Source organism: Spirosoma koreense (assembly GCF_054777875.1).
Genome location: NZ_BAAHAC010000022.1, coordinates 300,200 through 314,683, shown reverse-complemented (window position 1 = coordinate 314,683; position 14,484 = coordinate 300,200). Strand labels below are relative to the sequence as shown.

At 53.6% G+C, this 14,484-nt stretch carries 7 protein-coding genes; 1 reads left to right on the top strand and 6 read right to left on the bottom strand.

Going from position 1 to position 14,484, the window contains the following annotated elements; all coding sequences use genetic code 11:
* Positions 1–255 precede the first annotated feature (255 nt).
* On the bottom strand, positions 256–3,330 hold the full coding sequence (locus ACYVC2_RS14830) for a choice-of-anchor Q domain-containing protein (protein ID WP_461103230.1): 3,075 nt from the start codon (positions 3,328–3,330) through the stop codon (positions 256–258).
* Positions 3,331–3,926: 596 nt separating this feature from the next.
* On the opposite strand from ACYVC2_RS14830, the gene ACYVC2_RS14825 reads away from it, so the two are divergent.
* On the top strand, positions 3,927–5,510 hold the full coding sequence (locus tag ACYVC2_RS14825) for a PQQ-dependent sugar dehydrogenase (RefSeq protein WP_461103229.1): 1,584 nt from the start codon (positions 3,927–3,929) through the stop codon (positions 5,508–5,510).
* Positions 5,511–5,975: 465 nt separating this feature from the next.
* On the opposite strand, the gene ACYVC2_RS14820 is transcribed toward ACYVC2_RS14825, so the two are convergent.
* From ACYVC2_RS14820 to ACYVC2_RS14800, 5 genes are all read right to left on the bottom strand, one after another.
* The gene (locus tag ACYVC2_RS14820; protein ID WP_461103228.1) at positions 5,976–7,703 is read right to left on the bottom strand and encodes a RagB/SusD family nutrient uptake outer membrane protein; all 1,728 of its coding nucleotides are present in this window, start codon (positions 7,701–7,703) and stop codon (positions 5,976–5,978) included.
* A gap of 22 nt (positions 7,704–7,725) precedes the next feature.
* Entirely contained in the window at positions 7,726–11,001 is a 3,276-nt protein-coding gene (locus tag ACYVC2_RS14815; protein WP_461103227.1) for a SusC/RagA family TonB-linked outer membrane protein, read from the bottom strand.
* 224 nt (positions 11,002–11,225) lie between these two features.
* Positions 11,226–12,332, bottom strand: coding sequence for a FecR family protein (locus tag ACYVC2_RS14810; RefSeq protein ID WP_461103226.1), 1,107 nt, complete (start codon positions 12,330–12,332; stop codon positions 11,226–11,228).
* A gap of 55 nt (positions 12,333–12,387) precedes the next feature.
* Positions 12,388–12,960: an RNA polymerase sigma factor gene (locus ACYVC2_RS14805; protein ID WP_461103225.1), complete on the bottom strand. Its 573-nt coding sequence runs from the start codon at positions 12,958–12,960 to the stop codon at positions 12,388–12,390.
* Between the two features lie 166 nt (positions 12,961–13,126).
* Positions 13,127–14,458 (bottom strand): TolC family protein, encoded by a 1,332-nt coding sequence (locus ACYVC2_RS14800; RefSeq protein WP_461103224.1) that lies wholly within the window; start codon positions 14,456–14,458, stop codon positions 13,127–13,129.
* Positions 14,459–14,484: the final 26 nt, after the last annotated feature.

Sequence of the window (14,484 nt, the reverse complement as noted above, 5' to 3'; positions counted from 1 at the left end):
TAAACATACCGACTACCAACGGGTTTAGGCTTTTCTATCAGTATAAACAATACGATTATCGATACAGGCTCTGTTCGCTTACTAGTTAATCAGCTGGCTAACTAATTATACGTTAAGAATAAAGAGCAAAAAAGCCAGGCTTCAATGAGGCCAGGCTTTTTTGCCTAGAGGTCGACCGATTCTGATAGCTAACTCACCAAGTTTGAGGTGGCTCGGCAAAGCCTTTGCGAACTCTTCGGGCTATATTTTATTTGGCTATTGCTGAAAATACTCGATCTTATCCGCATCGGTGTTGTTCGCCAGATTGTCCTCCCCACCCCCTGCCACTGTGGCGCTTAAACTGATCATCCCAGCCGTGCCGCCAGGACTCAGCCTACCCGTCAGGCCAACCGAGCGAACAGCACCACCGGTCATAGGCTGAGAAGTGCTCAGCTGGTAATAGCCCGGCTGAGTGGCATCGAAGCTCCAGGCGCTGTTCTGCACCGACCGACCGCCCACGCTACTCAGGCTGTTGTCGAAGGAAAGGGCCACTTTGGCATCTTTGGTGATACGCACGGTCAGGGGCGCCGTGGTCGGGGCGATGTTGATCTCAAACACATCCACCACCAGACTTAGGGTAGTTTCCCCTCCCGTTTGGAAGGTGCGGGCGTAGACCACCGGAGTCAGATCGGTAGGCAGGCCCAGCTCGTAGGCTCCCATGTCGATGGTGCCGTTCTGAATCCGGACATTGCCCCCCAGATCGGTAGCTGGTCCACCCGCTGCGGTGTAGCTTAGACTATTGCCTGCGTTGATGGCCGGGGAGCCAGCCGCAAGCTGCGTGGTGGCCGTTCCGACAAAGGGGGAGGTAGTGGTCGTCAGGTTACCCGGTCCGCTGGTATAACCCGTCACGGTGGCCTCAAACAGGCTGTAGCTGGCGGTCAACCGACCGCCACCAGGATTTCTAAACGTGTTAGATCCGTCACTGCCAAACACCACACAATTGGTCATACTTAAAGTACCTCTGAAATTGTGTATTGCACCGCCCCCAGTTAAGCCAGCCGTATTGTTGAGGAAGCTACAATTAAGCAGTGTAGGACTGCTACTATTATTATCCATCCCTCCGCCAAGGGTTGCGGTATTATTGAGGAAGCTACAGTTAATCAGACTAGGGCTACTGGTTAAATTGTACATCCCTCCGCCAGTGGTAGCGGTATTAGCCAAAAAGATACAGTTGAGCAGGCTGGGACTGCTGTTCTCATTGTACATTCCCCCGCCAGAAGCATCCGACGCGTTGCCCCCGGTGATAACCACTCCATCTAGCACGGCCGTTTGGGTCAGCCCTGGTGGGTTGTTGATAACGTTGTAGCTGTTGTCAGTCGCGTCGCTTACCGCACCAATATCCCCGCTGAGCACCGTCGTGTAGCTGGCGGGACTCCGCTCGGTCAGCGCAGCCTCATTGCCCACAAATCCCCCATAGATGGCCACCCAGTTTTTCATGCTGAAGCTAATATCCCGGGCGGTAGTGCTGGTGGGTTTGTAAGTGCCCTGTGCCACCCAAACCTGCTGGACCCCTTCGGCATTGATCATGGCCTGCAAATCCCCTGAGGCCGTCGCCCAACTGCTGCCATCGCCACTGCCCCCGGCTCTGACGTAGCGAATAGGTTGAGTGGTTACGCTTAGGCTAAAGGCCGTGGTAGTGACACTATTGCAGGCGTTGGTGATTACCAGTGAATAGCTGCCCGACTGGGCGGTCTGCACATTGGTCAGTGTCAACGTAGCCGAGGTCTGGCCACTGACGATGGTTGCCCCCCCGGATGGGCCGCTCTGATACCACTGTAAGCTGGTAGGGCTACCGCTGATACCGACCGGTACGCGAACACTGCTAAAGAGGGCTACCGTAGAGCTACTGGTCGGTTGCTGGGTAATGGCCAGTGCATTATTGGTGATCGCCCCGTACTGATTGGCATCATTGCTACCGGCCTGGTTCGCCTGATCTGAGGCCGTGTTCCCCGAAAAGCTCACCCCACAAGCCGATACGCTGGGGTCGTGGGTGGTACCCGGAGCCGCATTACCGCCGTTGTCAGCCTTGTTAAAGATGAAGATGGCTCCGCCATAGCCTTTTCCATCATTGTCGTTAGTAGAAGTGCCTCCCGTTGCTGAATTATTCATAAAGCTTACGTTGGTCATCTGTAGTATGCCGCTAGCGACAAAGATGGCTCCACCACCGCCCAAGCCACCACCCCCATCAGAGCCAGCTCCAAAACCCCCACTACCAGCTACACCGATAAATGTACTTCTGGCCCCACCGCCCCCAAAACCACCATTGCCACCATTGCCGCCACGAGTACCATTGACCCCGCCAGTAGCACCCCCGCCCCCGAAGCCTCCATTTCCTCCCGCTTGAGGCATTGAGGCACCTGCACCTCTATCGGCTCCTGAGCCACCGCCACCACCTAATCCACCGTTTCCCCCTGGTCCACTATTGGCCACATTAGATAGGCCCCCACCGCCCCCAAAACCACCATTGTCACCGGGACTTCCCGCATTTCCACCTGATCCAAAAATATTAATACCTCCATTCGCGCCACCTGTTATGGAGGTAGCATCTGTAACACTACCACCCCCGCCACCCTGAATAGAGCTCGCCCCATTGCCCAGGATACCACCGCCACCGCCCTGGCTACCATTGCCGCCCATACCTCCCATGCCCCCTCCGCCAGCGTTAAAATCACCGCTTCCACCTTGAGCCGAATTGCCTGTCAGTGCCACATTCACCAGTCGCAGATCGATACTACCTGCTAACACATCCGTAGCATTAGCTGGGTCCTGACGACCTTCGTGCATGAAAATAGCTCCTCCAGCTCCCATACCCCCCCCTGAACCGACTCCTCCCTGGGCTAACCCATTGGCCAGCGTCAGATCGCGGATCGTGATGGTCCCGTTCTGAATCCAGAAAATACGCGTACTGTTCCCCCCACTAATGGTAAGATTGGCCTGTCCGGGTCCCTGGATGGTAAGATGATTGGTAATAACCAGAAAGGGGGCTTGCAGGCTAATAATGCCCGTAGCAGTGATGGTAATCAGGTGAGGGCTATTGGCCGTTGCCGATGGATCGGCGTTCGCATTCAGGAGCGCCTGCCGCAGTGTACCCGCTCCTGCATCAGCTGTGCTGGTAACGGTAAAGGTGGTGGCCCACCCGTTTAGTGCGAGAGCCAGGCCAATACTGAGCGTAAACCAGAAATGACCGTAAGATACTACTGAAGAAGTCCGTTTAATAACGGCTCGAAAAGGCAGTGAAAAGAAAAGCTGACCCAGCGCTGGTCGGCAGCGAACGGAGAGATTGAGCAACATAAGTACGAGAAAGAAGGTGAATCAACAAAAATGGCAACTTATACTATATACTATGCACTAACTGCAATATAATGAGCCCTATATACGTCAACATATACCACTTTAGATCCCATACAAGTTTACTTTTTCCTTTTTACGTATATGAAATATTCTTTTAAAAAGATCGAATAGGCAGCAACCTAATGCAGACCAGAAAGCTATTACACGGTTCTGGATTGATGCGGAAACGGCGCCTGGCTTCGCAAATGTATAATCCGGATTGGCCCAGACAGCCGAGACACCCAGGCAAGCGTACGTTCGAGACCTTGAGAAAAGAACCGGCTGAAAAAGAGCCTGAATCAGTAAAGGCCTTCTTCCAGAAAGGGACGATCAGCTTTATTGTCGGCTACTTCACGAAGCTATAATCGGGGTCGTTGATGAAGATGTCTCATAAACTACATCAGAAGTTTCTTCAACTAATTGGCGCAATTCTAATGATAATAAATATACACGTACGCCGTAAGTTAACGGAACAGTAAATTATTCAAACAATTTGACACCCCCTGAGTATTAATGATTTAAGGTATAGTCTATCACAAGCCAGCTCGACTACCGCTATGAATCTATTTATCCGCTCACAGTGTCTTCTGTCGACCCGATTAGAAAGTCTGGTCGTTGGTTGGTGCATATTCCTGCTGGTGTTTTTCAAGGGCCAGACCGCATTCACCCAGACGTTCCCAACTAATTTTACGCAGGTAGCGGTTGCCTCCGGTCTGAGTGCACCGACAGTGGCGGTGGCGGCCCCAGATGGTCGACTCTTCGTAGCCCTGCAGGGCGGCACTGTACGGGTGGTCAAAAACGGAAGTTTGCTGCCGACCCCCTTCATACAGCTCACCGTAAACTCAGCGGGCGAGCGGGGTTTGTTAGGCATCGCTTTCGATCCTGACTTTACCACCAACCAATATATATACCTGTATTACACGGTCCCAACCAGTGGATCAGTTACCGTGCACAATCGGATTAGCCGGTTTAAAGCCAATGGGGACGTGGCGGTGGCAGGTAGTGAAACGATCGTACTGGAATTGAACGCGCTTAGTTCAGCCACAAACCACAACGGTGGCTCGATTGTGTTTGGACCCGATCAGAAACTGTATGTTGGTGTCGGTGAGAATGCCAATTCGGCTAATTCTCAAAATCTGGATACCTATTTAGGTAAAATTCTGCGCATCAATCCGGATGGGAGTGTGCCATCCGGAAACCCCTTCCCGACGGGTTCCGAAGCTAGAAAACGCATCTGGAGCTACGGCCTACGCAATCCCTATACAATCACGTTCCAGCCGGCGAGTGGTCGATTGTTTGTGAACGATGTGGGCGAGGTCACCTGGGAAGAAATCAACGATGCCACGACGGGAGGCTTGAATTTCGGCTGGCCCAATGCCGAGGGAACAAGTACCAATACGGCCTATACCAACCCGGTCTATACGTATCATCATGGCAGTGGCGATGGTTTTGGCTGCGCCATCACCGGGGGTGCTTTCTATAACCCGACGATAAGCCGCTACCCTGATTCCTTTATTGGAAAATACTTTTATCAGGATTACTGCAGCAACTGGATAAACGTACTGGATGTATCCGGTTCGACCGCTGTTCGATCTACTTTTGCGACGAACCTATCTGGTAATAGTCTGGGGTTGACGTTAGGTACGGATGGGTACCTGTATTACCTGAGCAAAAACTCGGCTTCGCTGTACCGAATTGTTTATACGGGCCCTATAACACCCAGACCGGATCTGACGACGATCCTGCACGCTCAGCCTTCCAGCGTCAACGGTACTGCGCCGGTAAGTCTGGTCGTGGATGTGTTTGAGCTTAACTCAGTGCCTACCACCGGTTCCGTCACTGTCCGGCTCACCAAAGACCCCAAGCTAAGCCTGAGCTTCGATAACAGCCTGACGAACGTGGGAGGAAAGCCGGTGCAGAACAATCAGTGGAGTTTTGATGGTTCGGTGTCAGGGTACTACGTTCTGCGCACGAGTCAACCCTTGACCGGTGGAGGTAGCCGCTCATTTGGGCTAACGGGCACGCTGAATGCAGGGGGCACCACCGGTGCGCTGAGCCTGAGTGCTACGGTCGAGGGAGGTGGAGAGGTTAACCTGGATAACAACAGCGACGCAGACAAGATCGATTATTTCCAGCAGTGAGGCTACCCGCCTGTCGAAACCTGGCTACCTGTTCTGTATACGTTTCTGAAACGGAAATAGCCGTACCAGGACGTTCCTGTCATCGCTTTGCCGCGCAGAAGGTAACATTGATGCAATTAATCGCGGAATGACCCGCTTTTTCGATGCCGGGAGCATCCTGCTTTTTCGATTGAAAAACATACCCCTGGCTTCGCCAGAAGGCATACTACCGTACATCGCCACGGCATGGGGCCACTTACAAACTGCTGTTCTACAACCCTTCGATTTTTACCGAAAAAGAGCAGTCAGAACCATATACCGCTGATAACCAATACCGTGTAATGCGCTTTTCGCGGGTGATCCTTGCATAAAAAACCCCGTCATCAACGGCACGACAATACACCCGGATTCTTGTAGTCGTGTCGTTGATGACGGGGAATCGCTGAATAGCATCCGTCGATCAGTCGGTTTGCTCAGTAGCAGGCATCAATAACCTGGGTTCTGTTTCAGTTGAGGAGATACATTCAGCACATTCTGACCAATCGGAAAAATAGCAGTATGGTTGTCGGCATCCGGCTGTTTATCCCACCAGGTACCGGTATTGAAAACGCCCCAGCGAATCAGGTCCGTACGACGGCGGGATTCTACCAGAAACTCCCGCCCCCATTCATCGATCATTTCCTGATCGGTCAGTTGGCTGCCGTCCGGCTTATACAAACTGGGCGAGTTTGCGGGGTAGTTTCTGGCTCTGACCGCATTGAGGAGTTTGGCGGCTCCGGCCTTGTCTCCCGCCCGGTATTTGCATTCGGCCAGCGAATAATAAATCTCGGCCAGCCGGATTTCGGCATAAGCCGACGAGATCTTGTTCAGATCGCTGCTCGGATAGTACGGGTACTTCACGGGCGTGATTCCAGAATTCTGATCAGCATTGTTCATGTTCGAAGTTTTGTCGGCGATTTTTGTACCGGGTTTGGCCGACAGGAACATGCCCACCTGATCGCGGAAGAACAGTGCGTAGGGGCCTTTCGTCGAGCGGACCGTGTCGAGCTTACCCGCCGAATTAGTGTAGGGTAGATAGCCCTGCAGAAACATCCCTTCCCGTTTGCTGTTGCCCAGGTTCTTATAGGTTTTCAACCGGACATCGTCGGGATATTTCTGAAATTTAATGAACGGCTTACCCAGCGTAAAGCTGTACTCGGTGCTATCCACATCCCGGCCGGGCTGCAGCGCGTATTTGGGGTTGGCCGTCCCAAAATCGGTAAACCCAAAATAGAACGTCGCATTGACCGGCAACATCCAGAAATACATCCCTCCGTCGTACTGCCAGTGGGTCAGCCCGAAGCTACCGGGAAAGCCGAAGACCGTTTCGGGCGACGTGGGGTTGGTATAATCGAAGGGAGCGTCCCAGCGGGTTTCCAGCGCATACTGCCCGTATTTACCATCCAGAATATCCTGGCTGACGGCCGCACAGTCGGCAAAGTGATCGGTACCGGTATACACCTTGGCGTTCAGGTAGAGCCGGACCAGCAGAGCCGCGGCTCCAGCCTGCGTCCAGCGCCCGACGGCGTTGGCGCCCAGACTCTGGCGGGTGGGCAGTTTCGGCAACGATTCTTTCAGCTCTTTTTCGATGAAATTGAACGCTTCCTGGGGCGTAACCTGGGGACCGCCCTGCGTTTCGCCCTTTACTTTCGTCACGATCACAATGTTGCGGTAGAAGTCCAGCAGCCTCAGGTTAAGCCAGGCCCGTAGCGTCCGCACCTCCGCGATCATGTCGTCGAGTTCGGCCTGCGTCATGCTGAACTTAGCCGGGTCGGAAATACCCTGTAAATCTTCCAGCGTATTCGTGGCCAGCGTAACCCCTCCGTACAGGGCATTCCAGGCGTCACTGGTGTAGTTGTCGTTCGGTGTCCAGGTGTGATAATGCACCCGCTGGTATTGCCCGCCATCGAACCAGTCGCCCTGGCGGTTCGGGGTCATCAGTTCGTCGGAGCTATCCTCCTGCAACATAAACGTCGAGCCACCCTGAATTGTCCAGTAGCTGTGCTCGAAGGGGCGCAGGAAATCCCGGATAACATCCTCTTTGGTTTGCAGGAAGTTACCGGACGTAATCCGGTCGGAGAGTACCTCGTCCAGATTGGTGCAGCCGCCAGCCGCTACCAGCAGCAACGAGACAGACGCCACACGTATGGAATTGAAAAATTGATTTCGTTTCATGAGTTAATTGAGCAGCATTGAATTAGAAAGTGACCTGAAGACCCAGTAAAAGCTGGGTTGTCGATGGGAAATAATTCAGCGTACCGACCGTATTACCATTATCGACACGTTGATTGATGCCCGGATACAAATCATTTATCTGAACCAGGTCAGGGTCGCCCCCGGTGAATTTGGTAAAGGTCTTCAGGTTGCGGGTTGTCGCGTAGATGCGCACCGAGCGGAGAAATTTGCTCGTCACGGGTTGCGTGTAGCTCAGGGTTACGTTATCTACTTTAACAAAGCTGCCGGGCTCCAGAAAGTAGTCGGACAATGACGAGTACGTTGCCGGGTTTGTCAGTTTCGAGTACTTGCTGCCGTTATACGCCGAGGTCAGCGTGTTGACATTCTGCTGGGTAGCGGGCGTCCCTAAATAAAAACCGTAGACGTTAAAAATCTGGTAGCCAAACGTGCCGCGCAGGAAGACGCTCAAATCCCATTTCCGGTACTTGAAATTATTGGTCAGACCCGCCGTGAACTTGGGAAGACCATTCCCCACAAACTGTTTATCGTCGTTGCTGGCTTTATTGGCCTGGATCACATCGCCCTTTTTATTGTAAACGAGCAGGGCACCGGTTTCATCGACCCCGGCGGAACGGAGCATATAGAAGCTACCGATCCGGGTACCTTCCTGTAACCGCTGGGCATTACCGGGGCTACCCGGAGCGGGCATACCCAAGACATCGATGTAGTTCTGGCCTTTGTAGGCATCATTGGAAAACGACACGAACTGATTGCTGTTGGTCGATCCGGCAAAGGTCAGGTTGTAGCTGAAATCCTTGTTCGACACGATACCGGCTGTCAGCTGAATTTCCAGACCGGAATTCCGCATCGTTCCGACGTTGGCAAAGGTCGTCCCCTGTACGTTCGGCGGATTGGCTACCGTATAGGACCCCAGCAGGTCTTTGTTGGTCCGAACGTAATAGTTCAGGCTACCCGTCAGGCGGCTGTTTTTGAACACATCGAAATCGACGCCGACGTTGAAATTAATGGCTTTTTCCCAGCGGAGATTGTAATTGGTATTTTGGCTTGGTCCCCAAACCTGGTAAGAAGTGCCGTTGTAGAGGTAATAACCGTAACCGCTATACGTATCCAGCGAGAGATAGTTGCCGAAGTCCTGGTTTCCGGTTACCCCGTAATCGGCCCGCAGTTTCAGTTCGTTCAGCCAGGAAAGGCCCTGGGCAAATTTCTCCTGGGTGATACGCCAGCCCACCGAAGCAGCCGGAAAATTACCCCATTTGTTATCGAACCCGAACTTTGACGACCCTTCGTGCCGCAAACTAGCCGACAGGTAATATTTCTGGTCGTAATCGTAGTTTACGCGCCCGAAAAAAGCCGCCAGTTTAGAGTTGTTCCGGTACGAACCCACGTTATTGATACCCTGCTGTAAATTCCAGAGTCCCGTCCCCAGGTTGTTATACGTCAGTACGTCGGATGGGAAATTTTCGTTGGAAGCCTTGAACTGTGAGTTCGTAAAATACTGGTACGAATAGCCGCCCAATACCTTCAGCGAATGCTTCTGGGCATCCAGCGCGTAGTTACCGATCCACTCAAGGCTTTTCTGATCATTTTCAACCAGTTCCTGCGAAGCCGTATTGCGCTTGGTACCGTTGACCACCGTAGTCAGCGTAGAGGGTGTAAAGTTTTCATTCCGAAACGCCGAACTTACTTCCCCTATGGTTACCTGGGTGAAGAGATTATCGAGCAGATTCAGCTTGAACGCGGTGTTGATATCCAGGTATTTGATCTCCTGCCGGGAGATGACATTTTTGGCCTGCTCGACGGGGTTATTGGCGAAAAAACCGGTGGTGATATAGGCATACTGACCAGTGTTGTTGTAGATCGACTGCGTTGGGTTCAGGGTGAGCGCATAGTTGAACCCGCTGTAATCGGCCTGGTTGGTGGTAGCGTAGCGCGGAGCAGCCGTGAACGTAATCGCATACAGCTTGTTGGCCGAGGTGTGGTTGATGTTCACCCGGCCGCCGTATTCCTGCTTCGATGAGCGCAGGTCGATACCCGTGGCATTCCGGTAGTCCAGCGAAGTAAAGTAGTTGGTCTGACCATTGCCGCCCGAAAACTGCAGGGTATGCTTCTGCGAGATGGCCGGATTCCGGCTCACCGCTTTCGTCCAGTCAGTATTCCCGCCCAGATCGACGCCACGCTTATCCGCCAGAAACTGGTCTTTCGAGAGTACGTGGAGTTGGTTAGTGATAAAATCGAACGAGGTGTATCCATCGTAGAAAATACGGGATTCGGACGAGCCTTTCTTGGTCGTAATGACAATCACGCCGTTACTGCCGCGCGTTCCGTAGATGGCGGAGGCCGCTCCCCCCTTCAGCACGTCGACGGACTCGATCTCATTCTGGTTGATGTTATCCAGGTTACCGCCCGGCACGCCGTTGATTACGAACAGGGGCCCCAGACCGGCACTGCGCGACGAAGCGCCCCGGAGCTGAATGTTTGGGGTGGAGTTCGGGTCACCCGAAGCGGTGTTGGTAACCGACAGCCCCGCTACTTTTCCCTGGATAGACATCAGCGGGCTATTGCTCCCGACCCGCAGCAGATCCGATGAAGACAGGTGAGTCACGGCGCTGGTCACTTCCTTCCGGCTCAGCGAACCGTAGCCCACTACCACCACTTCGTTAATGGATTTTACATCCGGCTTCAGTTGAACCGACAGGGTCGTCTGATTGCTGACGGCAACTTCTTGGGTAGCATAGCCTACAAAACTAAAAACCAGCGTCTGCGGCCCGTCGGGAATCGTCAGGCGATAGGCTCCTGAAGCGTCCGTTACCGATCCACGGGTCAGGCCTTTCACGACGACGCTGACACCCGGTAGCCCCTCGCCTTTTTCATCCGATACGACCCCGGTAATCGTCCGTTCGGCGGGCGCGGTGGTTTCGTCGAGGGCATCACCCACTTGAATACTGATGGGCGCGTCGGCCGTGCGGGCTAAAACAATCTGTTCGCCGGCAATGCTGAAGTTGACTTTCAGGGGCGTAAGCAGCTTTTCCAGTACTTCTTTCAAGGTGCCGTTCATGACCCGCATCGTCACCAGATGTTTGGAGCGGACAATCTGGGGGCTATACGAAAACTTAACATTGGCGGCTTTTTCGATGCTGCGTAGTGCAGACTTGATGTTCTGGTCCTGGATGCTAAGACTTACCCGTCGGTCGAGAAGCTCCTGAGCCGAAACATCGTCAGCCCATGAAACCCCCACGAACAACAGCGCGATCGCGAGTTGTAGACACGTTAGTTTCATAAACCTGAAAAAATAAAGATTGAGGTTTTTCATACGGTATTTAGTTTAGTAGGTTAAAGAAATGAGCGTAAGCCCGTTCGTCGGCTTACCGCGGAATGGATGAACGAAGAGTCGTTTAGCCGATGGGGTCGCTCCCATTCCTGTCCCTGATGGGCTACAGACAGGCTGGTTTGGTTCATACACGTTTTAGAGAGTTAAAAAATAGGCAACAGACAGCGGATGGTTTATTCTTGTTGACAGTTGCCGCCACTGATGAGCACCTGTCCGTCGATGATCTCGTAGGTAGCCCCGATGGTGCGGCAAATAATGTTCAGTTTCTGCTCGAACGATTCGTTGGTCATTGACGAGTTCAGCTGACAATTGGCCAAAGCCTCTTCGTTGAAGCGGATGTCGATCCCGTAGGCTTCTTTCAATTCCCGAAGCACCTGAGGGATGGGCGTATCGTTATACACAAAGGCAGGGGTCTTCTTCTGCCGGATCCGGGGGCTGATCAGACTGGGCGTCTCGACCAGCATTTTATCGAACTCGTCGGTTTGCCGGTTGAAAACTACCTGCTGGTTGGGCAGCAACATCACGCCTTTCGGCCGGTTCGGCACCGAAGCCGGTCCGTTGCGGTAGACCGACACCTGGCCCGACTGGACATGCACCCGCACGCGGTTTTCCGCAGCAAAAGCCCGGACCGTGAACCGTGTACCCACGACCTTCGTGATGACTTCGTTGGCGTGAACGAGAAAAGGTTTTTTGGCATCGCTGGTCACCGCAAACGTAGCTTCGCCGGAGAGGTAGACGGTCCGCTTTTGCTGGCCAAAGTCGGCACCATAGCTCAATCGGCTTTCTGGAGCCAGCCAGACCATCGAATGATCGGGCAACCGCAGGGCCTGTACCTGCTGGCTGGTATTTACTTTTTCGGAAAACGATTGGGTTAGGGTGGCCAGTTGTTGTTCATACGGCGACGCCCGGTGCCTGGTCTGCCACCAGACGCCATAGCCCAGGGCCAGCAAGACGGAAGCCGCGGCTGCCCACCGTATCCACCCGATCCGACGAATAGGTGTTTCCTGCTGACCGACCGGCGCGTTGGTTTGCTGAATTCGAATCAGGAGCTGGCGAATGGTTTCTTCAGGTACGTACGTCTGCGCATACGTTTCAAGCCCCAGCCGGATAGCGGCCAACAGGTCGACGGCCTGCTGCCATTCGGACTGCCGATGCGGATGCTCATTCAGCCAGGTTTCCCAGAACTGAGCCGACTGGGGCGTTGGGCTAAGCTGGTGACGGACGAAGTAATCGTCCGTCAGGAAGTCAGCGGCTGAGAAGGTTTCGTAAAGGGGTTGCACGAACTACTGATTTTGTCAGTAGATGACCCCGTTCGAAAAACGTACTCACTAAAACCTAAAAAAAAGTTAAAATAATTAAAAAAGGCAGCACCACCCACCGACGCAGTTTCTCTACAGCCCGGAAAACCAGGTTCTTAGCCGACTGCTGATTGACATCCAGCAGCTCACCGATCTGATTATAATTCATGTTTTCGACGAAACGCAGCTTCAGCGCTTCCTGCTGACGCGGAGGAAGCTGGGCAATGAGTCGCTGTAGCCGTTGCTGGCGGGTGCTGGCGGCTTCCAGCTCTTCGAGTAATTCTAACTCGTTGGGTTCGGCCCACAGCATTTCGTAGTCGGCTTCGGCCAGGGACTGGCTTGGTCGCTCTTTCCGTTCGAGCAGGTGGATAATCCGAATCTTAAGCGCCTTCAGCAGGTAATGCCGTACGTTATCGGGCGTAGTCAGCCGGGTTCGTTTCGCCCACAGTTCGGTAAAAACATCGTGCACGCAATCCAGGACAAAGGCTTCGGAAGCGGGTACTAAACTCATGCCGTACCGGTACATCGCCCGAATGTGGTTCTGATAGAGTTGTGTATATGCGTCTTCATCCCCCGCCTGGAATGCCTGCCAACGTTGTTGTTCGTCCACGTAACCAAATAAATTTGCCAATCAGGCAAGCAAGATCGTTGTTATCCAGCAACCTGGGCTTTGTTATACTGGCCCCCATCGTTAACCGATAAGTTGGCATAATTTCCAACCATGAGGCATCTGCCAACCGATCCGACAACCTGGTACCAGCCGTGTATAAACCGGCTTACCTGATCCGGCCTAACACCTTGTCTAAATCAACGGTTGCCGTTAGATAATCGTACACAGCCTGGAAATAGTTCGACTTCGCCTGGGTCAGCGAAAGCTCAGCATCGGTCAGGTCCAGCCGGGAGGCAATACCCTGTTTCCAGCGGTCGCGGGTGATCCGGTAGCCCAGCTCAGCGACGGCAATCGTCTGTTGCTGAGTCTGGATGCGCAGCCGGGCTTCCTGTACGTTTGCCAGACTTATTTTCACCTGCGCCCGTACGATCTCTTTCAGATTCGCCAACTGGGTTTCGCTTTGTTTACGGGTTATCTGCGCCTGTTGAATCCGCGAATTAGTCCGAAAACCGGTAAAAATCGGTACATTGAGCTGCAAACCCAGGTACGAGCTTACCGGCCACTGGTAATCGCCCAACCGAAAATTATTGGCCTGCGATTGCGATTGCACCAGGCCAATGGCGGCTAACTTCGGGCCTTTCTCAGCCGTTTGCAGCGCAATCTGCTCCCGGTTCAGTTGCTCCACCAACTCCAGCCGGCGCACGTCGGGTCGAGCCTGCACCGCGTCAAGAAAGGCATCGGTACCCGGCGATACGAACAACGCATCGTCGTACCGCAGCGAATCCTGGAGCTCAATCTCTTCCCGCTCGTCCAGGCCCACGGTGCGCTTCAGCACCGTTTTCGTGATACCGATCCGGTTGGTCAACTGAATAATCGTCGGTCGCAGGTTTTCGACCGTCACATACGCACGCAACGTATCCACGCGCGAGGCCCGGCCTTGTGCCAGCAGCGAACGGGCGTCTTTCAAGGCCTGCTCGTTCCGGGCGATACTCTGCTGTTGCAATCGGAGTTGTTCCTGCGTGATCAGTACGTCCAGGTACGCTTTCCGAACATCGGTAACGACACTTGCCCGAACCTCGGCCAGCGCCTGATCTGTGGCTAATCCGTCGATCTGAGCCGTTTTAATACCTGAGCGAACGCTGGCCTGAAACAGGGGTTGGGACACGGCCACGCCCCCCAGAAACGCGTTCGAGCCGCCAACCCGAAACATGGCCAGTTGGTCGTCGCCCAGGCCGACGAAGCTACCGGGCAGAAACGAAACCTGTTTGTTGAAGTAATAGAGGTACTGCGCTGAAGCGGCTACGGTTGGCAACGCATAGCCCCGCGCTTCCTGCACTTTTTGCGTCGCCTTCGCCGTTTCCAGCGAAGCTACCTGCAAATCCCGGTTTTTATCGATGGCTAATTGAACGGCACTTTCCATCGTCAGTTGGCGAACCTGCGCCTGGGCTATTGTGGTAAGTGCCAGCAACAGGCCGACGGTGTATGTTGGGTATTTCATATTCGTATGGTGAGAAAAAATTGACA